This window comes from Nocardia cyriacigeorgica, assembly GCF_029868385.1.
In the GTDB taxonomy this organism is placed as follows: Bacteria; Actinomycetota; Actinomycetes; order Mycobacteriales; family Mycobacteriaceae; genus Nocardia; species Nocardia cyriacigeorgica_F.
The window spans coordinates 82557-103642 of sequence record NZ_JARWNX010000048.1 but is presented as its reverse complement, the minus strand read 5'-3'; the positions used below and the strand labels follow the sequence as shown (position 1 = coordinate 103642).

Annotated in this window: 22 protein-coding genes; 13 read left to right on the top strand and 9 right to left on the bottom strand. The window is 67.5% G+C overall.

Annotated features, from left to right (window positions below):
- The first annotated feature begins 341 nt into the window (after positions 1 to 341).
- Both QH168_RS15215 and QH168_RS15210 read left to right on the top strand, forming a co-directional pair.
- Entirely contained in the window at positions 342 to 473 is a 132-nt protein-coding gene (locus QH168_RS15215; protein ID WP_280235297.1) for a hypothetical protein, read from the top strand.
- A gap of 91 nt (positions 474 to 564) precedes the next feature.
- The gene (locus QH168_RS15210; protein ID WP_280235296.1) at positions 565 to 999 is read left to right on the top strand and encodes an alpha-isopropylmalate synthase regulatory domain-containing protein; all 435 of its coding nucleotides are present in this window, start codon (positions 565 to 567) and stop codon (positions 997 to 999) included.
- A 58-nt stretch (positions 1000 to 1057) separates the two neighbouring features.
- Here the strand turns inward: QH168_RS15210 and trxA are convergent, their stop codons facing one another.
- Together trxA and QH168_RS15200 are read right to left on the bottom strand one after the other, a co-directional pair.
- Complete coding sequence (gene trxA, locus QH168_RS15205; protein ID WP_280235295.1) at positions 1058 to 1429, bottom strand: thioredoxin; 372 nt, start codon at positions 1427 to 1429, stop codon at positions 1058 to 1060.
- Positions 1430 to 1477: 48 nt separating this feature from the next.
- A complete protein-coding gene (locus QH168_RS15200; RefSeq protein ID WP_280235294.1) occupies positions 1478 to 2056 on the bottom strand; it encodes a 2'-5' RNA ligase family protein in 579 nt (192 codons plus the stop codon).
- A 20-nt stretch (positions 2057 to 2076) separates the two neighbouring features.
- Here QH168_RS15200 and QH168_RS15195 point away from each other — a divergent pair, with 20 nt between their 5' ends.
- The 4 genes from QH168_RS15195 to QH168_RS15180 all read left to right on the top strand — a co-directional run bounded on the left by QH168_RS15195 (position 2077) and on the right by QH168_RS15180 (position 5946).
- The gene (locus QH168_RS15195; RefSeq protein ID WP_280235293.1) at positions 2077 to 3168 is read left to right on the top strand and encodes an isocitrate/isopropylmalate dehydrogenase family protein; all 1092 of its coding nucleotides are present in this window, start codon (positions 2077 to 2079) and stop codon (positions 3166 to 3168) included.
- Positions 3169 to 3369: 201 nt separating this feature from the next.
- Positions 3370 to 4215 carry an ABC transporter substrate-binding protein gene (locus tag QH168_RS15190; RefSeq protein WP_280235305.1) on the top strand — a complete coding sequence of 282 codons (846 nt, stop codon included), beginning with the start codon at positions 3370 to 3372 and terminating at the stop codon, positions 4213 to 4215.
- 1 nt (position 4216) lies between these two features.
- Positions 4217 to 5149 (top strand): amino acid ABC transporter permease, encoded by a 933-nt coding sequence (locus tag QH168_RS15185; protein WP_280235292.1) that lies wholly within the window; start codon positions 4217 to 4219, stop codon positions 5147 to 5149.
- 44 nt (positions 5150 to 5193) lie between these two features.
- Positions 5194 to 5946 carry an amino acid ABC transporter ATP-binding protein gene (locus QH168_RS15180; protein WP_280235304.1) on the top strand — a complete coding sequence of 251 codons (753 nt, stop codon included), beginning with the start codon at positions 5194 to 5196 and terminating at the stop codon, positions 5944 to 5946.
- A 40-nt stretch (positions 5947 to 5986) separates the two neighbouring features.
- Here the strand turns inward: QH168_RS15180 and QH168_RS15175 are convergent, their stop codons facing one another.
- Positions 5987 to 6898, bottom strand: a complete 912-nt coding sequence (locus QH168_RS15175) for a LysR family transcriptional regulator (RefSeq protein WP_280235291.1) — start codon at positions 6896 to 6898, stop codon at positions 5987 to 5989.
- Between the two features lie 71 nt (positions 6899 to 6969).
- Here QH168_RS15175 and QH168_RS15170 point away from each other — a divergent pair, with 71 nt between their 5' ends.
- The 3 genes from QH168_RS15170 to QH168_RS15160 all read left to right on the top strand — a co-directional run bounded on the left by QH168_RS15170 (position 6970) and on the right by QH168_RS15160 (position 9517).
- A complete protein-coding gene (locus QH168_RS15170; RefSeq protein WP_280235290.1) occupies positions 6970 to 8373 on the top strand; it encodes an FAD-binding oxidoreductase in 1404 nt (467 codons plus the stop codon).
- Between the two features lie 65 nt (positions 8374 to 8438).
- Positions 8439 to 9323 (top strand): SPFH domain-containing protein, encoded by an 885-nt coding sequence (locus tag QH168_RS15165; RefSeq protein WP_280235289.1) that lies wholly within the window; start codon positions 8439 to 8441, stop codon positions 9321 to 9323.
- Between the two features lie 11 nt (positions 9324 to 9334).
- Positions 9335 to 9517 carry a hypothetical protein gene (locus QH168_RS15160; RefSeq protein WP_280235288.1) on the top strand — a complete coding sequence of 61 codons (183 nt, stop codon included), beginning with the start codon at positions 9335 to 9337 and terminating at the stop codon, positions 9515 to 9517.
- Positions 9518 to 9596: 79 nt separating this feature from the next.
- Here the strand turns inward: QH168_RS15160 and QH168_RS15155 are convergent, their stop codons facing one another.
- The 3 genes from QH168_RS15155 to QH168_RS15145 form a co-directional block, all read right to left on the bottom strand.
- Positions 9597 to 10487 carry a LysR family transcriptional regulator gene (locus tag QH168_RS15155; protein ID WP_280235303.1) on the bottom strand — a complete coding sequence of 297 codons (891 nt, stop codon included), beginning with the start codon at positions 10485 to 10487 and terminating at the stop codon, positions 9597 to 9599.
- 99 nt (positions 10488 to 10586) lie between these two features.
- Positions 10587 to 11237, bottom strand: a complete 651-nt coding sequence (locus QH168_RS15150; RefSeq protein WP_280235287.1) for a response regulator transcription factor — start codon at positions 11235 to 11237, stop codon at positions 10587 to 10589.
- On the bottom strand, positions 11234 to 12391 hold the full coding sequence (locus tag QH168_RS15145; protein ID WP_280235286.1) for a sensor histidine kinase: 1158 nt from the start codon (positions 12389 to 12391) through the stop codon (positions 11234 to 11236). Before QH168_RS15145 ends, QH168_RS15150 begins: the two co-directional genes overlap by 4 nt.
- A gap of 131 nt (positions 12392 to 12522) precedes the next feature.
- On the opposite strand from QH168_RS15145, the gene QH168_RS15140 reads away from it, so the two are divergent.
- The gene (locus QH168_RS15140) at positions 12523 to 13542 is read left to right on the top strand and encodes a hypothetical protein (protein ID WP_280235285.1); all 1020 of its coding nucleotides are present in this window, start codon (positions 12523 to 12525) and stop codon (positions 13540 to 13542) included.
- Positions 13543 to 13597: 55 nt separating this feature from the next.
- Here QH168_RS15140 and QH168_RS15135 read toward each other — a convergent pair whose 3' ends face one another.
- Complete coding sequence (locus QH168_RS15135) at positions 13598 to 14446, bottom strand: class I SAM-dependent methyltransferase (protein ID WP_280235284.1); 849 nt, start codon at positions 14444 to 14446, stop codon at positions 13598 to 13600.
- Positions 14447 to 14613: 167 nt separating this feature from the next.
- Here QH168_RS15135 and rpsA point away from each other — a divergent pair, with 167 nt between their 5' ends.
- Positions 14614 to 16080: a 30S ribosomal protein S1 gene (gene rpsA / locus QH168_RS15130; RefSeq protein ID WP_280235283.1), complete on the top strand. Its 1467-nt coding sequence runs from the start codon at positions 14614 to 14616 to the stop codon at positions 16078 to 16080.
- 354 nt (positions 16081 to 16434) lie between these two features.
- On the opposite strand, the gene QH168_RS15125 is transcribed toward rpsA, so the two are convergent.
- Positions 16435 to 16647, bottom strand: coding sequence for a hypothetical protein (locus QH168_RS15125; RefSeq protein WP_280235282.1), 213 nt, complete (start codon positions 16645 to 16647; stop codon positions 16435 to 16437).
- Positions 16648 to 17048: 401 nt separating this feature from the next.
- Here QH168_RS15125 and coaE point away from each other — a divergent pair, with 401 nt between their 5' ends.
- A complete protein-coding gene (gene coaE, locus QH168_RS15120; protein WP_280235281.1) occupies positions 17049 to 18263 on the top strand; it encodes a dephospho-CoA kinase in 1215 nt (404 codons plus the stop codon).
- 6 nt (positions 18264 to 18269) lie between these two features.
- Here the strand turns inward: coaE and QH168_RS15115 are convergent, their stop codons facing one another.
- Positions 18270 to 18794, bottom strand: coding sequence for a DUF402 domain-containing protein (locus QH168_RS15115; RefSeq protein WP_280235280.1), 525 nt, complete (start codon positions 18792 to 18794; stop codon positions 18270 to 18272).
- A gap of 100 nt (positions 18795 to 18894) precedes the next feature.
- Between QH168_RS15115 and uvrB the strand changes: the two genes are divergently transcribed.
- Positions 18895 to 21069: an excinuclease ABC subunit UvrB gene (uvrB, locus tag QH168_RS15110; protein ID WP_280235302.1), complete on the top strand. Its 2175-nt coding sequence runs from the start codon at positions 18895 to 18897 to the stop codon at positions 21067 to 21069.
- The last annotated feature ends 17 nt before the right edge of the window (positions 21070 to 21086 follow it).

Sequence of the window (21086 nt, the reverse complement as noted above, 5' to 3'; positions counted from 1 at the left end):
TGAGCCGTGAGCCGTGAGCCGTGAGCCGTGAGCCGTGAGCCGTGAGCCGTGAGCCGTGAGCCGTGAGCCGTGAGCCGTGAGCCGTGAGCCGTGAGCCGTGAGCCGTGAGCCGTGAGCCGTGAGCCGTGAGCCGTGAATCGGCGGCGCCCGGCACCCCCGGAAACGACCGTGGGTCCGCGTCCCGGTGAACACGTGTCGCCGCGGGGTGATCCCGGTGACCTCTCCCTACTCGCCGGTACCACCCATATGTCCGATGACCTGGGCGAACACTTACCGGCGCGCAGGGAAACGGCGGGCGAATGTGGTTGCCTTCGCCGCGGCGACTCTCTATCCTCGGACGCGTGCCGAATCCCTCCGACCGCCACAGCACCGCGCTGCATGTCGCCGACCGCGACAGCGCTGTGCTGAATCCGCACACCGCGATGGTGGCGCGTCGGCTACTGCTCGTAGTAACCCGCCGCAGCGGGGTCTGATTCGGACCGGCCCCCTCGCTGCGGGCCGTTTGACGTTTATTGCTGGTCCCCTCTGCCACCTTCGAGCATTCTCGGGAAGACCTACGTGCACATGACCACGCTCACCCTCGACAGCCATGACCTGATCGCCGCCGCCCCGCGGAGCCTGCGCTCCGAAAGCGTCGGCCTGACCCCCGACCAGTTCAGCGAGCGCTACGGCGAACGCACCGGGCCGATCCGGCTCGGCGACTGGTCACCCGCGGGAGATCGCCATGCGAACTTCACCGCGACCCTCGAATTCGCCGGACACCTGCGCACCGTGGTCGCCACCGGCAATCCGGTCGCGGCCATGACCTCGGCTCTCTACGACGCGGGATACCCGGTCGAAATCCTGCAATTCCATCAGCGCCGCACCGGGACCGCCACCGCGACCTTCGTGCACTGTGAATTCAACGGCCGCCGTGGCTGGGGCGCAGCTCTCGCCGACGACGGCGCAGAATCCACGGTTCGCGCCATGATCGCCGGGCTCAACCGCCTCGACGTCTGATACGGCAGACGGGCCCTGCCCTCCCGGATCGGGAGGGCAGGGCCCGTCGTCGCGGTGGCTACTCCGCGGAGGCCTGCTGTTCGGCCAGCTGCTTGCGCACCTCGTCCATATCGAGGCCCTTCACCTGGGTGACCAGGTCCTCGAGCGCGGCGGGCGGCAGTGCGCCGGGCTGAGCGAACACCAGCACCCCCTCGCGGAAGGCCATGATCGTCGGAATCGAGCGGATATTGGCGGCCGCCGCGAGACCCTGTTCGGCCTCGGTGTCCACCTTGCCGTGCACCACATCGGGGTGCTGCTCCGACGACTTCTCGAAGGTCGGCGCGAAGCTCTTGCACGGTCCGCACCAATCGGCCCAGAAATCGACGAGTACCACATCGTTTCCGGTGACGATCTCATCGAAGTTCTGTTGGGTCAGCGTCTGCGTTGCCATGGGCGTCCTCTCGTCTCGGTATGCCGGGTCCAACGCCGGGCACCGGTGTTATCTTCCACCGGCGACCGGCCAGGCCCGCCGTTCGTCGCCGTCCCACCTCCGGATACCCACCACGGTCGCGGTGAAATCACGATCCGAAGCGACTGCGAGAACTGCTTCGCCGAGCTGCGGTGGTGGCACGCGTCTGGCCAGTGTGACATGGGGAGTCCACCGATCCGGGTGCATCGTGGCCGGAATTCCCGGACACGGTGCCACCACGGCGTGCACTCGCCGCTGCCAGGTCAGCAGCTGCTCCGACGGCACCACCAGCCGCACCAGGATCGGTCGGCGGGCCCCGAAGACCAGCACACCGCCCAATCGCACCGGGAACGGATGGAACGGCAGCTTCTCCAGGGCATGGTCGATGCGCGGCCAGATCTGTGTGGCCACGGCGACGGTGATGTGCGGACGTTTGGGCGGATCGCCCGCTGTCGGTCGGCGGAGCACACCGGGTAGACCCGCCTCGGCCAGCACCGCCCACTGCGCGCGGATATGTTCCTCGGCCGCATCGTCGAGCACCAGTTCCACCGACTGCACCATGATCTGCCCAACGTAGTCGCCGCCGCCCCGCGTGCGGATGCGTTCCACCGCGACGGGAGGATGTCGGAGTGAACGAGGCGAGACGAACGGATGGTGGGCGGCTGCGGCTCGGCCTGATCGACGGTGACGGCATCGGCCCCGAGGTGGTGGGTTCGGCGCGTGCGGTGGTGGACGAGGCGCTGGCCGCCGCCGGAGCCGAGGCGGTGGACTGGGTGCCGCTGTCCATCGGACATCGCGCGCTCGACGAGTTCGGTACCCCGCTGCCGCGACAGACCCTCGACGCGCTGGCCGAGCTGGACGGATGGATCCTCGGCCCACACGACAACGCCTCGTATCCGGCCGAGCATCGGGTGGCTCCGGGTGGGGCGATCCGCAAGCATTTCGGTTTGTACGCCAATATCCGGCCCGCCCGCGCGTTTCCCGGGGTGCGCGCCGCTGCCTCCGATATCGACCTGGTGATCGTGCGGGAGAACAGCGAAGGCTTCTACGCCGACCGCAATATGTTCGCCGGATCGGGCGAGTTCCGGCCGACCGAAGATATCGCCATGTCGGTGGGTGTGATCACTCGACGGGCCTGCGAGCTGATCGCGCACGAGGCGCTGCGGTTGGCGAGCGCCCGGCGCAAACGGGTGACGATCGTGCACAAGGCGAATGTGCTGCCGATGACCATGGGTCTGTTCCGCGATGTCTGCTACGACGTGGCACGGCAGTACCCCGGTGTGCGGGTCGATGACGAGCACGTCGACGCCACCGCCGCGCACTTGGTCCGGGCACCCGGCGACTTCGATGTCCTGGTCACCGAGAACCTCTTCGGCGATATCCTCTCCGATCTCGCCGCCGAACTGAGCGGATCGCTCGGACTCGCGGCATCGCTGAACTGTTCGGCCGAACGCGCGATGGCGCAGGCGGTGCACGGCGCGGCGCCCACCCTCGCCGGACGCAACCGCGCGAACCCGGCGGCTCTGCAACTGTCGTCGGCAATGCTGTTGCACTGGTTGGGAATCCGGCGTTCGGCGGCGCTGCTCGTCCAGGCCGCCGAACGGATCGAGCGCGCGGTCGCGACCACCCTGGAAGCGGGGATCGCGACCGCCGACCTCGGCGGGCTGGCCTCGACCAGCGAGTTCACCGAGCAGGTCAGCGCCAGGGTGCACCGCCGATGAGCGGACGGAGTGGATCGGTGTGTACTCGACCGCGCCAGGGAAATTCTCCGCTACTGTCCGGTACGCGAGTGCTCGGCTCGCCTACAGTGCGAGAAGGTGAGGTCGGGTTCTCCGGACCGGAAGGTGGAGGCTGCGGTGGCTGATCGACCCGAATCCGGCGCGCGCGGACGCTGGGCGGTGCTCGTCGTCGGCGTGCTCGCGATGGTGCTCGCGGTGACCGGCTGCACCCACAACACCGAGGATCTGCCCGATGTCGCGAAGGTTCCGGTGACCGAGGTCCCCGAACTCGCCGCGCAGGTGCCCGCGGAGATCCGACGGTCGGGAGTGCTGAAGATCGGGGTCAACGTGCCCTATCAGCCCAACGAGTACCGCGACAGCGAGGGCAATATCGCCGGATTCGACGTCGACCTGATGGACGCGGTGACCACCGTGCTCGGTCTGCGCGCCGAATACATCGAATCGGCCTTCGAGAAGATCATCCCGGCCGTGCAGGCGGGCACCTATCACGTGGGCATGTCCTCGATCACCGATTCCGTCGAGCGGGAGAAGCAGGTCGATTTCGTCACCTACTTCAATGCGGGCGTGCAGTGGGCCCAGCGCACCGACCGTCCCGTCGATCCCAACGATGCCTGCGGTAAGCGCGTCGCGGTGCAGGCCACCACGTTCGAACATCTCGAAGAGCTGCCCGCCAAGAGCCAGGCCTGCGAGGACGCCGGTAAGGATCCGATCATCATCCAGAGTTTCGACGAGCAGAGCGCCGCGACCAACGCGCTCGTGCTCGGCCAGGTGGATGCCATGTCGGCGGATTCGCCGGTCACCGCATACGCCATCAAACTCACCGAAGGCAAGATCGAACCGGCGGGCCCGGTCTTCGACGCCGCACCCTACGGCTGGGCGGTGGCCAAGGGTTCGCCCTTGGCTCCGGTCATGCAGCAGGCGCTGCAACATCTGATCGATAACGGCAAGTACCGCCAGATCACCGAGAACTGGGGTGTGCAGGAGGGCGCGATCACCAGGTCCGTCATCAACGGCGCGCCGAAGGGATGACATGAGCGAATCATCGACCGAACCGGCGCCGACCACGGCGGAGCCGGAGCCGATCAAGGCCGTCCCGCTGCGCAGGCCGGGGCGCTGGCTCGCCGCGACCGCCATCCTGGTGCTGGTCGGGTTGTTCGTCTACGGCGCCGCGACCAACCCGGCCTACCGCTGGGACGTCTACTGGCAGTATCTGCGCGACAGCCGCATCGCCGAAGGCGCGGTCGTCACGCTGGAGCTGACCGTGCTGTCCATGGCGATCGCGGTGGTGCTCGGCGCGCTGCTCGCGGTGATGCGGCTCTCACCCAATCCGGTGCTGCGGTCCACGGCATGGGTGTATCTGTGGGTCTTCCGTGGCACACCGGTATTCGTCCAGTTGGTGTTCTGGGGTCTGATCCCCTCGCTGTACAAGCAGATCTCCCTCGGCGTTCCGTTCGGTCCGCAGCTGGTGGAACTGGACGTACAGGGTTTGCAGGCCGCGTTCACCTTCGCGGTGATCGGCCTCGGTCTCAACGAGGCCGCCTATATGGCCGAAATCGTGCGCGCCGGTATCAATTCGGTCGGTGAAGGACAGCGCGAGGCCTCGGTCGCGCTCGGTATGTCCTGGTCGCAGACCATGCGCCGCACGGTATTACCGCAGGCCATGCGAGTGATCATCCCGCCGACCGGTAACGAGCTGATCGGCATGCTCAAGACCACCTCGCTGGTCACCGCGATCCCGCTCAGCACCGATCTGTTCGGCCGGGCCCGCGATATCTACGGCGTGAACTTCCTGCCGATCCCGCTGCTGCTGGTGATCGCGACCTGGTACCTGGCGATCACCAGTGTGCTCATGGTCGGCCAGTACTACCTGGAGCGCTACTTCTCGCGCGGGGTGTCACGGCAGCTGACCGCCAAACAGTTGCAGGAACTGGCCGATGCGCAGAATGTGGTGAAGGCGAAATGAGCGAAGCGGTGCACGGCGGCGCGACCGATTCGGCGACCACGCCGATGATCCGCGCCGACCGGGTGTGCAAATCCTTCGGCGCGCTCCAGGTGCTCAAGGGCATCTCCCTCGAGGTGGACCGCGGTCAGGTGCTGTGCCTGGTCGGCCCGTCGGGGTCGGGTAAATCCACGTTCCTGCGCTGTATCAATCACCTCGAACAGGTCAATGCCGGACGGTTGTATGTCGACGGTGAACTGGTCGGCTACCGCGAGAAGGGCGATAAGCTCTACGAGCTGCATCCACGGGAAGCCGCGCGGCAGCGCCGCGAGATCGGCATGGTCTTCCAGCATTTCAACCTGTTCCCGCATCGCACCGCGCTGGCCAACATCATCGAGGCGCCGACCCAGGTCAAGAAGGTGCGCAAGGCCGAGGCGGTGACCAGGGCCGAGGAACTCCTCGACCGGGTCGGGCTGGCCGACAAGGCCAATGCCTATCCGGCCCAGCTCTCGGGCGGTCAGCAGCAACGGGTGGCCATCGCCCGCGCGCTGGCGATGGACCCGAAACTGATGCTGTTCGACGAGCCGACCTCCGCACTGGACCCGGAACTGGTCGGCGAAGTTCTCACCGTCATGCGCGAACTAGCCGATTCCGGGATGACGATGGTGGTGGTCACCCACGAGATGGGCTTCGCCCGCGAGGTCGCCGACCAGCTGGTGTTCATGGACGGGGGAGTGGTCGTCGAAGCCGGACCGCCGCGTGAGGTGCTGGCGCAGCCGAAACACGAACGCACCAAGGCCTTCCTGTCACGGTTGCTGTAACCACCCGGTGCGCAGCGCCCGGTGATCCGGTGGCGTGGCGTCAACGGGCGTCGGACGTCGACCGCGCCGAGGCGATGCGAAGCTGGCCGAGCAGTACTTTCGCCGCCGGTGTGATCGGGCGATCGGCGCGCCAGGCGATGGCCAGCTGTCCCCGCAGTTCCGGTTGCACGATCGGCAGCGCCCGGACCCCGAACGCGGCGGCCTCCGCCGTGGTGAGTTCGGGAACCACCGCGACGCCGAGACCATGGGCCGCCAGCCGCAGCAACAGCGGCGGCGCCGCGGCCTCGAAAGCGATGTTCGGGGTGAAACCCGCTACCGCGCAGGCACGCCGGAACACGCCGTGCAGGCCGGTGCCGGGCGGTAGACAGATCAACGGCCGGTGCTCGAGATCGCGCAGCGGCATGACCGCGCCCTCGGTGCTGTCGTCGGCCGCGACGGCGGCGACCACACCGGTGTCCAGGATGACGTCGACGGCGATACCCGGATCCAGATCCGCGCCGGTCAACCCGATCAGGGCGATATCCAGCTCGCCGCGGGTCACGGCCGCCAGCATATTGTCCGAGGTGTCCTCGGTGAGCACGATGCCGACCTGTGGATGATCATCGTGAAACGCGGCGAGCGCGGCGGGAACATCGAACTCCTCCGTGGCCGCGCCGGAGATGAGGCCCATCCGGACCTGCCCGCGCAGCAGCCCGGTGAACTCGTCGACGGTGTGCCCGATCCGTTCGGTGGCGGCCAGCGCGGCGCGCGCGTCCGCCAGTACGGCGGCCCCGACCGCGGTCGGTGTGACCCGGCGCGCGCCACGCTCGAGTAGCGGCTGTCCGAGTTCGCGTTCCAGCTGACGGATCTGTGCGCTGAGCCCCGGCTGCGTCAGATGCAGACGTTGCGCGGCACGGGTGAAGCCACCTTCGTCGACGACCGTGACGAAGTAGCGCAGCTGCCGGAGTTCCATAACTGTCGATTATGGCAGCGAGACAAACCAGCTGTTTCCCTTATCGTTGCGCTGGCGGCATTGTCGAAGACATGGGAAACATCGCAGCCGAAAATGCAGATCTCGCCATCGAACTGAGCACCGCCGCCGAGGCGGAGCTGTCGAACTTCACGGCGCCGGTATATCGCCCCGCCGAGGACGGATACGCCGCCGAACTCGCCGGTTTTCAAACCGCCTACCAGCATCGCCCGGCCGTGGTGGTCGTCGCCCGGCATGCCGAGGACGTGCGCGCGGCCGTCGAGTTCGCCGCCCGGCACCGCCTGCCGGTCGCGGTGCAGGCCACCGGACACGGGCTGTCGGTCGCCGCCGACGGTGGCGTATTGATCAGCACTCGGCCGATGACCGGCATCGACATCGATGCCGACGCCGCGATCGCGCGCGTGCACGCCGGGGTACGGGCCACGGCGCTGATCGAGGCGGCGGCACGGCACGGGCTGGCACCGCTGAACGGGTCCGCACCCTCGGTGGGTGTGATCGGCTACGTCCTCGGTGGCGGGCTCGGGCTGCTCGGCCGCACCTTCGGTTACGCCGCCGACCACGTGCGCGCGATCGAACTCGTCACGGCCGACGGGCGTATGCGCACGGTGCGTCCCGGCGACGAACTGTTCGGCGCGGTGCTCGGCAGCGGCGGCAACTTCGGCGTGGTGACGGCGCTCGAACTGGAATTGGTCCCGGTCACCACCGTGTACGGCGGTCAGCTCATGTTCGACACCGCGCAGGTCCCGCACGCGCTCGACGTGTGGCGCGAGTGGACCGCGACCGTGCCCGATGCGGTGACCTCCACGGTCGCGATGCTCGCCTTCCCGGACATCGCGCAGGTCCCGCCACCGCTGCGGGGGCGCTTCGTCGCATCGATCCGGGTGGCCGTCCACGGCAGCGCCGAGGAGGGCGAGCGCCTGGTCGCGCCGCTGCGCGCGATCGGAACACCGATGCAGGACGACCTGCGCGCCATGCCCTACACCGAATCGCACACCATCCACGCCGATCCGGCCGATCCGCACGCCTACGCCGCCACCAATGCGTTGCTCGCTGACCTCACCCCTGCGGCGATCGAGGCGCTGCTCGCGGTGGCCGGTCCCGACTCCGGGCTCGGCGCGGTGATCGATATCCGGCACCTGGGCGGTGCGCTGAGCAGGCCCCGGCGTGACGATCTCGCCCTCGACCACTGCGAGGCCGCCTATGTGGTGCGGGCCATCGTCGCGCCGGAACCCGGGGCCGACCAGGCCGAGCCCGCTGCCGCGGTCCGCGCCGCGCTCGCGCCGTGGACCATCGGCCACAGTCTCGCGTTCCTCTACGGCGCCGGGGACGCGGCAGATGAAACCCAGACCATGGCTGGGTACCGAACCGAGACCTATGACCGATTGGCCGCGCTGAAGTCGAAGTACGACCCGCACAACATGTTCCGCTTCAACCGCAATATCCGTCCCGCGCACTGACCGACGGGTGGCCTCGGCGGCATGATGCTATTATAGTGATATCACTTTGATTTCGGGAGGATGTCATGAAGCTTCGTGCCGCTGTCCACACCAATGGGTTCGTGGTGCTACTGACTTGGCTGGTGCTGACCATTGCCATCGGTGGTGGCACCGCGCTCGCCTTCGTCATCGGAGTCCGGGACGGCAATGGGGTCGCGATCGGCGCCGGGGTGGCCGGATCGGTGATCCTGGTCGCGCTGCTGCTCGGAATCACGGGGTTGATCGTGGTCAACCCGAACGAGGCGAAAGTGGTGCAGTTCTTCGGCCGCTACGTCGGCTCGGTGAGTGAGCCCGGCTTCTACTCGGTACTGCCGCTGACCGACCGGCGCAGCATCTCGCTGCGGGTGCGTAACTTCGAGACCCAGAAACTCAAGGTCAATGATGCCGACGGCAACCCGGTCGAGATCGCGGCCGTGGTCGTCTACCGGGTGGTCGACAGCTACAAGGCCGCATTCGCCGTCGACGATTACGAGGAGTATGTGGAGACCCAGTCCGAGGCCGCGGTGCGGCATCTGGCCACCACGCACCCCTACGACGCTCACGACGCCGACCGCACCAGCCTGCGCGATGGCAGCGAGGTCGCCGAGGAACTCACTGTCGAACTGCGTGAACGCACCGGACTCGCCGGTATCGAGGTGCTCGAGGCCCGCATCACCCACCTCGCCTACGCACCCGAGATCGCCCAGGCCATGCTGGTGCGCCAGCAGGCGGCGCAGGTGGTCGCGGCTCGCACGCACATCGTGGAGGGCGCGGTCGGCATGGTCGGTCTCGCGCTGGAACGGCTCACCGCCCAGGGCATGGTGGAACTCGACGAGGAACGCAAGGCGAGCATGGTGTCGAATCTGCTCGTGGTCCTGTGCGGTGATCGACCGACCCAACCCGTGGTCAACGCCGGATCGCTGTACTCCTGATCGGCGAGTCGATGGCCGAACGCAAGAAGATCCTGCTCCGGCTCGATCCGGCGATCTACGACGCGGTGGCCCGCTGGGCGTCCGACGATCTGCGCAGCGTCAACGCACAGATCGAATACGCCCTGCGGCTGGCCCTCGACAATGCCGGACGGAAACCGCGATCAGGCAGATCCGAACCAGGCGACGGCGAGTGAGCACCGGGCGCGGCCATGGCCGCGCCCGGTGTCGCGTGCCCGATCCGGCCGGGCAGATCGAGCCCGGCCGGATCGCTGCTCAGTCGAGGGCCCCCGGTGCCGCGGCACCACGGGTGACGGCGGCGAAGGCCCGGATCGTCCCGGTTTCGGCGGCGGTGCGCCAGACGAATGTCCACCGGCAGCGCGGACCGTCCGGCATCGGCACATAGGTGATTCCGGGCCGGGCGTAGTAGTCCACGCAGTGTTCCTGTGCGAGGGCGACAGCGCGGCCCGCGGCGATGGTCGCGAGCATCTCCTGGAAGGTGTACACGCGTGGACCGCGCCGAATCGGGCGACCCGACGGTGTGCGCGGCGGAATCAGCTCATCCGCCCAGTAGTCGGGCGCCGCGGTGCCGATATCGCACAGGGTCTGCTCGCCGAGCTCCTCCACCGCAATGGTTGCGCGCCCGGCCAATTCGCTACCGGTCGCCACCGCCAGGCGCATCGGTTCGATCAGTACGGTCGGTCCGACGGTGATATCGGGCTCCTCGACCGGCAGCCACAGCAGCTGGATATCGACCGCACCGGCGCGCAACGGCCCGAACGGGTCGGAGAAATGCGCCTCGCGCATCATCAGATCCACTCCCGGATAGGCGTCGGTGAACCCGCGCAGCACCGGGTCGATGACATGGCCGAGGGCGCCCATGATGCCGACGGTCAACCTATCGCCCATGCCATTGGCAGCGGCCTGGGCCCGCGCCACCGCCGTTTCGATCAGCTGACTGCCACGGCGCAGATCATCGCGCAACTGCTCACCGATGGGCGTGAGCGCGACATTGCGGCTGTTGCGCGTGAACAGCGGTGCGCCGATACGGCGTTCCTGCTTCTTGATGGCATGGCTGACCCGCGATTGGCCGATATGCAGCCGCTGCGCGGTCCTGCCGAAATGCAGCTCCTCGGCGAGGGTGAGAAAGATTTCGATATCCCGCATCTCCACGGGGCGCCTCCACGGTCATGAACAGCTGCCCCGGTCCGGGCTCGAGTGATCCGAGCGAGGCACTGACAGGCATCGAGCAGCAGCGTTGTCCCGTTACGGGCACACGTGCCCGGACGCCCAGGCCCAAGCAGCGATACCGACCCGGTTCGCCACGGCGAGCTTGCGCTGCACATTGGCCAGATGGTTCTTCACCGTTCCGGCGCTGATGAACAGCTCGGTGGCGATCTCGGCATTGGTGCGGCCCTGCGCGACCAGACCCACCACCTCGAGCTCACGTTCGCTGAGCGGCTCGGTGGTGGGGCGCTGTTCGGGCACCGGCGGGATCATCCGCCGCAGTAGCCGGACGGTGATCTGCGGGCTGATGAGCGTGTCACCGGCCATGGCGGCGCGGATCGCCTCGATGAGCAGGGTGGGGCCCGAGCGTTTGAGCAGATAGCCGCAGGCGCCGTCGCGGAGCGCGGTGTGCACGTATTCGTCGAGGTCGAAGGTGGTCACCACGATGACGCGCATCGGGTCGGGCACGTCCGGTCCGGCGAGTCGACGGGTGAGTTCGAGGCCGTCGAGTCCGGGCATCCTGATATCGGCGAGTACCACGTCGGGGCGCAGATGCCGGGCCTGTGCCAGCGCCGATGCCCCATCGGCGGCCTCGGCGACCACCGTCATATCCGGTTGGGCGTCGACGACCATCCGGAAGGCGTCACGGATGCCCTCCTGGTCATCGGCGATCAGGACACGGGTGCTCATGGATGCCTGCCTTCGAGGGGGATGTGGGCGGTGAGACTCCAGCCCCGTGGCGGTCGGGGTCCAGCGGTGAGGGTGCCGCGCAGCGATTGCACCCGTTGGGTGAGTCCGGGCAGTCCGAGACCACTGTGTTTGCGGTTGGGTCTGCGTGATTCGCCGTCACCTGCGCCGTCGTCGGTCACGACGACGCGCAGGCCGTCGTCGTGGATCGCGACGTGGATGTCCACCGTGGACGCGCTCGCGGCGTGTCTGCGGACATTGGTCAGCGCCTCGACCACCACCCGGTAGGCCACCGCGGCGGGTTCGCGGGGGATATCGGCGACTTCGCCCAGCTCGAGCCGGACGTCGAGGTGTGCGCCACCGAAGCGTTCGGCCAGCTCGGGCAGATCGGCAAGGCCACCCACCGGCGTGCGTGCGGCCTCACCGGAGTCACGCAGCATGTGGACGGTGTGGTCCATGGACGCGAGGGCACGCAGCCCGGCCTTCTCGATCCGGGTCAGTGCGGCGTCGAGCCTCGGGTCACCGGCCGCGAGGACCATACGCGCGGCCTGAGCCTGCGCCACGATCTCGCTGACATCGTGGGCGACGAAATCGTGCAGGTCGGCGGCCAGGTCCACACGCTGTTCGTGCCGGGCCTCGGCGATCGCGCGGCGCCGCTCGTCCTCGCGATAGCGCTGGTAGAAGCCGACGCCTCCGGCCGCGATACCGGGCAGCAGCCACAGCAGGCTGCTCGCGAACAACGACCACACCGTCTCGCCCCCCGGCATGTACCGCTGTACCGACAAGGCGATGGCCAGCGCGGGGGCGCAAGCGCCGAAGGCAGCGCGCGGTGGTGACCACCGCACCGGCAGATACACGAAGACCATGAGAAGGAGCGGCTCGAGCAGTATCCACGGCATCTGTTCCGGTGTTGGCTCGCCTGCCGCGCGCCCGGCGACCAGCGATACCACGGTGATCACCAGGGAACACGATCCGGTCGCGCCGGCGGCCAACGGCAGCAGAGTCCGTGAGCGCGGCCAGGTGGCCAGGACGAGACCGAGGGTCATGCAGGCCACGACCGGCGCGATGGTGTCGAGGGCGGACGCGGGCACCAGCACCATACCCGCGAGCGGGACCAGGATGCCGGTCGCCGCGAGGAGTAGCTGCCGGATGTTCATGATGAACATGAGCCTATGCGGGGACCGACCGCCAGCGATGTGCCGATCGGCCTATTCCTGCCGGTGAGGGCGGATGAGGAGGGGCCGGTCGGCACATTCTGCGATCGACCGGCCGTGGCAAAGCTGGTGGTATGCGAAAGAACTGGCAAGCCCGCATCGGCTACACCCTCTCCGCCGTCTCGCTGCTCTACGGCGCGGCCGGGATCTACTGGAGTGTCGGCGGGAACGCGTTCCCGTTCGGCCCGAGCGATCCGATGATGTCGGGCGGCGGTCGCGAGGTGCTGGCCACCAACCTCACCGGTTGGGCGACACCGGACATCGCCGGACCGATCATCGCCGCCCTCGCAGCGTTCGGCGCCGTGGTTGCCTTTCTGATGGCGCGCGGTGTCGGCCGTGGCGGGACCCGATACGCGCTGCTGACCGCGGCGTGGGTGCTGGCGGCGGGACTGGTCTTCGGCATCCAGGACTATCGCCCGCTGATGGTGGTCGGCTACACCCCGATCTTCCTGGTCGGGAAGACACTGTTCGGCTGGCCCGCCGGGGTGGGCTGGGCCCAGCTGTACGACTGGCCGAAGATGAACCTGCTGATCCTGCTTCTCGCCGGGGTCGGGTGGGCGCTGTTGGCGATGTGCTATCGCAGGCAGGGCGCCGAGCACGCGCCGGCCGCCGGAACCGGGCTGACCCGGTACGGCAAACCCGCCGTCGTCGTGGCTGTGGTCGCTCCGCTGATCTACTGCGCCACCCGCTGGATGTGGGCGCTCGGATTCGGGTTCGGCCTCGATCCGCAGGCGTTCGAGGAAGGTAAGGAGGCCGGTCTGTGGCTGGCCGGTGCGGGACTCGCGAGTTTCGGCGCCCTCGGCGCGCTCGCCACCATCGGCCTCATCCGCCCCTGGGGTGAGCGTTATCCCCGGTGGATGATCGGCCTGGCGGGCAAGCGCATCCCGCCGATGGTGGCGGTGGTTCCCGCGGTGCTGGTGGCCATGCTGGTCACCACGGCCGGGCTGATGTACCTCAGGCTCGCGGCGGTGATCGGGGTCGACGGCAAGTGGATCACGCATATTCCCGAGACACTGTGGCCGCTGTGGGGCGGCGCGCTGCTACTCGCGGCACTGTCTTATCGCCAGCGGCGACGGGTCGCCGAACGGATGTGACGCGCCGCCGACACCGACCGCATGCTCACCGCGATGGGCATGCGGTTCGGCTCGTTCAGCCCGGTTTGCGCGCTACGAAGATCGCGGTGCCGGGGAACAGCGCGCCACGCAGCGGACTCCACTGCCCCCACTCCCGCTCCAGCCACTCCGGCCAGTCCGGTTCGATGATGTCGTCGACGAGCAGGCCCGCCGCGACGATCTCGCGGACTCGGTCGCCGACGGTGCGATGGTGCTCGACATAGGTGGGCTCGCCGTCAGCGTCGACCTCTATATAGGGAGTGCGATCGAAATACGAGGTGACGACCTCGAGCCCGTCCGGTCCGGGATCGTCGCGAAAGATCCACCGCATCGGATGATTCACCGAGAACACCCAGCGGCCGCCGGGGCGCAGCACCCGTTCGATCTCACGCATCACCTGCGCCGAATCGGCGACGAACGGGATGGCGCCGAAGGCCGAACAGGCGGCGTCGAAAGACGCGTCGGCGAAGGGCAGCGCCTCGGCATTGGCCTGGACCAACGGCACCCGCGGTCCGCCGCGCGCCATCGCGGCCAGCCCGTGCGCGAGCATGCCCGCCGACAGATCAAGGCCCACCGGATGCGCGCCGTTGCTGGCCAGCCACCGCGAGCACGGTGCCGAGCCGCAGCCGATCTCGAGGATGCGCCGACCGGCGATATCGCCGAGCAGATGCCAATCGCCCTCGTGCATTCCCTCGGGGCACCAGACGAATTCGCCGTCGGGGGAGTCGACACCGAGGAATTCGGCGTGGGTATCGTGGTATTGACCGGCGTCGGCATCCCACCAGCGTCGGCTGGCGCGTTCACTGTCCGTGGAATCGATTCGGGCACGTGCAGGCCCGACGGTTCCGAGCAGTTCGTTTGCTTGCGCATGGCGATCGTCCGACACGCCGTAAGAGTATCGGCGTGGCGACGGGACCGGTTTGCCCGGCTCGATGCAGGTCGCGTACGCTGAACGCGCGAGTGATCACACCGCGCCCAATTTCGGTGTGTCGCAGAGTACCGAAAGATCCAATGTCCGCAACCGACCACAATCCGTCCGGAGCACACCGACATATGCCCACCACCGTCACCTCGCCGCAGGTAGCCGTCAACGACATCGGCTCCGCCGAGGACTTCCTCGCCGCCATCGACGCCACGATCAAGTACTTCAACGATGGCGACATCGTCGAAGGAACCATCGTCAAGGTCGATCGCGATGAGGTTCTGCTCGACATCGGTTACAAGACCGAAGGCGTCATCCCCTCCCGCGAACTCTCCATCAAACACGATGTCGATCCCAATGAGGTCGTTTCCGTGGGTGATGAGGTCGAGGCCCTGGTTCTCACCAAGGAGGACAAGGAAGGCCGCCTGATCCTGTCGAAGAAGCGGGCTCAGTACGAGCGCGCGTGGGGCACGATCGAGGAGCTCAAGGAGAAGGACGAGGCCGTCAAGGGCACCGTCATCGAGGTCGTCAAGGGCGGCCTGATCCTCGACATCGGCCTGCGCGGCTTCCTCCCGGCCTCGCTGGTCGAGATGCGTCGTGTCCGCGACCTCCAGCCCTACGTCGGCAAGGAGATCGAGGCCAAGATCATCGAGCTGGACAAGAACCGCAACAACGTGGTCCTGTCCCGCCGCGCCTGGCTGGAGCAGACCCAGTCCGAGGTCCGCAGCGAATTCCTGCACCAGTTGCAGAAGGGCCAGGTCCGCAAGGGTGTGGTCTCCTCGATCGTCAACTTCGGTGCCTTCGTGGACCTGGGTGGCGTCGACGGCCTGGTGCACGTGTCCGAGCTGTCCTGGAAGCACATCGACCACCCGTCCGAGGTCGTCGAGGTCGGCACCGAGGTCACCGTCGAGGTTCTCGACGTCGATCTGGACCGCGAGCGCGTCTCCCTCTCGCTCAAGGCCACCCAGGAAGACCCGTGGCGTCAGTTCGCCCGCACCCACGCGATCGGCCAGATCGTGCCGGGCAAGGTCACCAAGCTGGTTCCGTTCGGTGCGTTCGTGCGCGTCGAAGAGGGCATCGAGGGCCTGGTGCACATCTCCGAGCTGGCCGAGCGCCACGTCGAGGTGCCGGATCAGGTCGTTGCCGTCGGCGACGATGCGATGGTCAAGGTCATCGATATCGACCTGGAGCGTCGCCGGATCTCGCTGTCGCTGAAGCAGGCCAACGAGGATTACCACGCCGAGTTCGATCCGTCGAAGTACGGCATGGCCGACAGTTACGACGAGCAGGGCAACTACATCTTCCCCGAGGGCTTCGATCCCGAGACCAACGAATGGCTCGAGGGCTTCGACAAGCAGCGCGAGGAGTGGGAAGGCCGCTACGCCGAAGCGGAGCGTCGCCACAAGATGCACACCGCGCAGATGGAGAAGATGGCCGCCGACGCCGCGGCCGAGGCGGCCAACGGTGGCGGCTCGTCGAACTACTCCTCCGAGAGTGGTTCGCAGTCGGCCTCCAGCCAGCCCGAGTCCGCTGGCGGCTCGCTGGCCAGCGACGCCCAGCTCGCGGCTCTGCGGGAGAAGCTCTCCGGCAACGCCTGATAACGGGTAGAGCAAACCGAAGGCCCCGGTCCGATACGGACCGGGGCCTTCGGCCTTTTCCGGTGGGGAGTATGCGGCGACGACCGTGAACCGGCGTTGCAGGAAACGGGCATTCTCGGCCTCATCGATTCAGCACGACCGCGAGATCCTCGGCTGAGATATCGTTGTCGGCCTCGAGCAGTTGATCACCGCCGAGACGGAACCGGCCGGTGCGTTCACCCGAATCCGATCCGACCCGTCGTCGCGCGCACGGCCGCCGAATGCTCGACTCGGTGCGCTCGCTCGGGCGGTAGCTCGTCGGCGCGCGACAATGGCCCGGTCGTGCGGACCGGGCCACTGGCGGGGAAGTGGGCGTCAGCCTGCGGTGGCGGGGACCCAGCGCACCGAGGGTGCGACCGAGCGGCGGCGCATGGCGGCGAAACTATGTCGCGCCGGGCTGATCAACGAGGTGAACCATGTGCGGCGGTGCTCGGCGAGCGCAGCCGCGACGGCGGGGATGTCGACGCAGTGCACGCCCCCCGCCATTCCCAGGCGGTGGCGACCCGTCTGGTTTCTACTGGTGCCCAATGCTCTTCCTTTGCTTGTGCTGGTGCTGGCCTGGATCGCCACGGCGAAGGTTAGCCGACCCGAAGTCGTCCGCAGCGTATTTTGCCGAAGTAATTGCTCGGCGTGTCGGAAAGTTATCGCTTGGAAACCGTATTCGACCGGAAATGTTGCGAGACGGTCTCGGCTGCATCACGGAACGGGCAATAGCCGCGCCGGATGGTGGAAATGGCTGCGGGAATGGGTATCCGACAGGGTCGGGAATTGTGCATCGGCAGTGGATACCGATTCCCGAGGGCCGCCGGATGATCCCCCGGAGCCCGATTCCCGCGGGGCGTCATCGACCCGCCTTCCATGGTTCGTGGCCGCGGTGCCCGCGGATGGGTCGCCGGTGTCGTCGTATGACCGGATGCGAGACTGGTCCGATGTTACGAATCGGCCTCACCGGAGGTATGGGCGCTGGCAAGTCGACCGTGGCGCGGATCCTCGCCGAACGCGGTGCGGTGGTGATCGATGCGGATGCGATCGCGCGTGAGGTGGTCGCCCCCGGTACCGAGGGCCTGGCCGCGCTGGTCGAGGCATTCGGGGCCGATATCCTCGCCGCCGACGGCAGTTTGGATCGTCCCGCCCTGGCCGCCAAGGCCTTCGGTGACGATGAGGCGCGGGCCCGGTTGAACGCGATCACCCATCCGCTGGTCGGCCGCCGCACCGCAGAGCTGCTGGCCGCCGCCGCACCGGATGCGATTGTCGTCCAGGACATTCCGCTGCTGGTGGAGAACGGTCTCGCGCCGCTGATGAATCTGGTGCTCGTGGTCGATGTCGACGCCGAGACCCGCATCCAGCGGCTGGTGCGGTTCCGCGGTGTGCCGGAAGCGGATGCGCGCGCCCGCATATCGGCCCAGGCCACCGATGAGCAGCGCCGAGCGGTGGCCGATGTGCTGCTGGACAACAACGGCCCCGCCGAGGCCGTCGAATCGGCGGTGCACCGACTCTGGGACGAGCGCCTGGTGCCCTTCGAACGCAATCTGCGCAGCGGTGCGACGGCAGGCTACGGTCTGCGGCTGGTGGCGCCGGATGCGGAGTGGGGGGCTCAGGCGCAGCGGCTGATCGCTCGACTGTGGGTGGCCGTGGGTGCGGCGGCCTCGCGCATCGATCACATCGGGTCCACCTCGGTGCCAGGGCTGCTCGCGAAGGACGTCATCGATATCCAGATCACCGTGGCCGATATCGCCGCCGCCGACGGGCTGCGCGATGCGCTGGCCACCGCGGGATTCCCGGTCAAGCCGGGCGTCGTCGGGGACAACCCGAAACCGACCGAGGCCGACCCCGAGGGCACCGACACCGGTCTGTGGGCCAAACGGCTGCACGGCAGCGCCGATCCGGGCCGCCCGGCCAATGTGCACATCCGGGTCGCGGGTTCGCCCGGTCAGCAGTTCGCGCTGGCGTTCCGGGATTGGTTGCGCGCCGAACCCGCCGCTCGCGAGGAGTACGCGCGGGTGAAGCGCGACGGCGAGGCGAAGGCCGCCGGCTCGACCGGTGACGCCGCGATGACGGCCTATCTGGCGGTGAAGGAGCCGTGGTTCGATGAGGCGTACCCGCGGGTCATGCGGTGGCGTGCGGCGACGGATCCGGAGGCCTGAGCCGGACTACAGCCAGGTGAGCGGCATCCCAAGGGAGGCGGTCCAGCGCAGGAAATCGTGATCGTTGGCGGCGATACCGTCGATTGCGGTGGCGGCGGTGGCGATCGCCTTCTCGGCGGTGACCGCGTCGACCAGGCCCGCCGAATACGCGGCCAGCAGCTCGTCGACGTCGAGCAGTCGGGTATCGCGGCCGGTGCGCACCAGCAGATCCAGATAGTGGTCCACCGAACGCCATTTCTTGGGCTCGACCTCGGCGAACTCACCGATATCGATGTAGTAGTCCTGGTTGCGCAGATGTGCCGCGGTGTAGTGGAACACCGTCGCGCGGATCGACAGCTCCGGCAGCAGCCACGACTCCATGTAGTGGAACGACGGATGGTCGGCGGTCCGCGCCATGTACAGGCCCCACGGTTCGACGCGGTAACTCTCGACCGGTCGGACGAAACCCTTGGGGTCGGTATTGGTGAGCTCGGCGATGTTGAAGTACTCCACCTTGGGCCGGTGCACGTCCACTGATGGTGCCTGGGTCATGTCCCGAGAATCTACCGTCGACGGGGCTGTTGTCCAGGTGGACGATGTCACCCTCGCCGAGGCGGCGAACCTGTCGGTGGCTGCGCCTACCCTGGTGAGCATGGCATTCGCAACCGAGATCCCGGCCGATGAACAGGGCCGGACGCCGCTGGCGCATTCGGAGTTCCGTCCGGTCGGCGAGATCGAACGGGTCGGCGGACGGTTCGAGGTCGTCAGCCCGCATCAGCCCGCGGGCGATCAGCCCGCCGCCATCGACGAACTGCAACGCCGCATCACCTCCGGCGAGCGCGATGTGGTGCTGCTCGGCGCCACCGGCACCGGTAAATCCGCCACCACCGCATGGTTGATCGAACGGCTGCAACGGCCGACCCTGGTGATGGCGCCGAACAAGACCCTCGCGGCGCAGCTGGCCAACGAACTGCGCGAGATGCTGCCGAACAACGCGGTCGAGTACTTCGTCTCGTACTACGACTACTACCAACCCGAGGCCTATATCGCGCAGACCGACACCTATATCGAGAAGGACAGCTCGATCAACGACGATGTCGAGCGGTTACGCCATTCGGCCACGTCGAGCCTGCTCTCCCGCCGCGATGTGGTGGTGGTCGCCTCGGTGTCGTGCATCTACGGCCTCGGCACCCCGCAGTCCTATCTCGACCGGTCGGTGCAGCTGGAGGTGGGCACCGAGGTCGACCGTGACGCACTGCTGCGGCTGCTGGTCGACGTGCAGTACACCCGCAACGATATGGCCTTCACCCGCGGCTCCTTCCGGGTGCGTGGCGATACCGTGGAGATCATTCCGTCCTATGAGGAACTCGCGGTCCGCATCGAATTCTTCGGCGACGAGGTCGAGGCGCTGTACTACCTGCATCCGCTGACCGGTGATGTGGTGCGCCAGGTGGATATGGTGCGCATCTTCCCGGCCACCCATTATGTGGCGGGTCCGGACCGGATGGAGCGCGCCGTCCACGATATCGAGGCGGAACTGGAAACGCGCCTGGCCGAATTCGAGCGTCAGGGCAAACTGCTGGAGGCGCAGCGGCTGCGCATGCGCACCCAATACGACCTGGAGATGATCCGTCAGGTCGGGTTCTGCTCCGGTATCGAGAACTATTCGCGTCATATCGACGGACGCCCGGCCGGGTCGGCGCCCGCGACGCTGCTCGACTACTTCCCCGAGGATTTCCTGCTCGTCATCGACGAATCACATGTCACGGTGCCGCAGATCGGCGGCATGTACGAAGGCGATATGTCGCGTAAGCGCAATCTCGTCGAATACGGGTTCCGGCTGCCGTCGGCCATCGACAACCGTCCGCTCACCTGGGAGGAATTCGCCGACCGGATCGGGCAGACGGTGTACCTGTCGGCCACCCCAGGTAATTACGAACTGGGCCAGGCCGGTGGTGAGGTGGTCGAGCAGGTCATCCGCCCGACCGGTCTGGTGGATCCGCAGGTGATCGTCAAACCCACCAAGGGCCAGATCGACGATCTGGTGCACGAGATCCGCGAGCGCACCGATCGTGACGAGCGGGTGCTGGTCACCACGCTCACCAAGAAGATGGCCGAGGATCTCACCGACTATCTGCTCGGGCTCGGTGTGCGGGTGCGGTACCTGCATTCGGAAATCGATACCCTGCGCCGGGTGGAGCTGCTACGGCAGCTGCGTCTCGGTGAATACGATGTGCTGGTCGGTATCAACCTGCTGCGTGAGGGCCTCGACCTGCCCGAGGTGTCGCTGGTCGCCATCCTCGACGCGGACAAGGAAGGTTTCCTGCGCAGCAGCACCAGTCTGATCCAGACCATCGGTCGCGCGGCCCGCAATGTGTCCGGTGAGGTGCACATGTACGCGGACAAGATCACCGACTCCATGCGCCACGCCATCGATGAGACCGAACGTCGCCGCGCCAAGCAGATCGCCTACAACGAGGAGATGGGCATCGATCCGCAGCCGCTGCGCAAGAAGATCGCCGACATCCTCGACCAGGTGTATCAGGAAGCCGACGACGAAGTGGCCGTCGGCGGTTCGGGCCGCAACGCCAGCCGCGGTCGCCGCGCCCAGGGTGAACCCGGTCGGGCGGTGAGCGCGGGCGTCATCGAGGGCCGCGATATCAAGTCGATGCCGAGGGCCGAATTGGCCGATCTGGTGAAAGAACTGGCCGATCAGATGATGAACGCCGCCCGCGAACTGCAATTCGAGCTGGCGGGCCGCCTGCGTGACGAGATCGCGGACTTGAAGAAGGAATTGCGTGGTATGGATGCGGCGGGGCTGAGCTGAGCCGCGTCGGTGTTCGG

Bases quoted from the DNA above. Each gene is read 5' to 3' on its own strand.
- uvrB (WP_280235302.1), top strand. From the start codon at position 18,895: ATGGCATTCGCAACCGAGATCCCGGCCGATGAACAGGGCCGGACGCCG.
- QH168_RS15140 (WP_280235285.1), top strand. From the start codon at position 12,523: ATGCGAAAGAACTGGCAAGCCCGCATCGGCTACACCCTCTCCGCCGTC.
- QH168_RS15210 (WP_280235296.1), top strand. From the start codon at position 565: ATGACCACGCTCACCCTCGACAGCCATGACCTGATCGCCGCCGCCCCG.
- QH168_RS15165 (WP_280235289.1), top strand. From the start codon at position 8,439: ATGAAGCTTCGTGCCGCTGTCCACACCAATGGGTTCGTGGTGCTACTG.
- QH168_RS15175 (WP_280235291.1), bottom strand. From the start codon at position 6,898: ATGGAACTCCGGCAGCTGCGCTACTTCGTCACGGTCGTCGACGAAGGT.
- QH168_RS15160 (WP_280235288.1), top strand. From the start codon at position 9,335: ATGGCCGAACGCAAGAAGATCCTGCTCCGGCTCGATCCGGCGATCTAC.
- QH168_RS15145 (WP_280235286.1), bottom strand. From the start codon at position 12,391: ATGAACATCCGGCAGCTACTCCTCGCGGCGACCGGCATCCTGGTCCCG.
- QH168_RS15180 (WP_280235304.1), top strand. From the start codon at position 5,194: ATGATCCGCGCCGACCGGGTGTGCAAATCCTTCGGCGCGCTCCAGGTG.
- QH168_RS15155 (WP_280235303.1), bottom strand. From the start codon at position 10,487: ATGCGGGATATCGAAATCTTTCTCACCCTCGCCGAGGAGCTGCATTTC.
- rpsA (WP_280235283.1), top strand. From the start codon at position 14,614: ATGCCCACCACCGTCACCTCGCCGCAGGTAGCCGTCAACGACATCGGC.
- trxA (WP_280235295.1), bottom strand. From the start codon at position 1,429: ATGGCAACGCAGACGCTGACCCAACAGAACTTCGATGAGATCGTCACC.
- QH168_RS15115 (WP_280235280.1), bottom strand. From the start codon at position 18,794: ATGACCCAGGCACCATCAGTGGACGTGCACCGGCCCAAGGTGGAGTAC.
- QH168_RS15150 (WP_280235287.1), bottom strand. From the start codon at position 11,237: ATGAGCACCCGTGTCCTGATCGCCGATGACCAGGAGGGCATCCGTGAC.
- QH168_RS15170 (WP_280235290.1), top strand. From the start codon at position 6,970: ATGGGAAACATCGCAGCCGAAAATGCAGATCTCGCCATCGAACTGAGC.
- coaE (WP_280235281.1), top strand. From the start codon at position 17,049: ATGTTACGAATCGGCCTCACCGGAGGTATGGGCGCTGGCAAGTCGACC.
- QH168_RS15190 (WP_280235305.1), top strand. From the start codon at position 3,370: ATGGTGCTCGCGGTGACCGGCTGCACCCACAACACCGAGGATCTGCCC.
- QH168_RS15185 (WP_280235292.1), top strand. From the start codon at position 4,217: ATGAGCGAATCATCGACCGAACCGGCGCCGACCACGGCGGAGCCGGAG.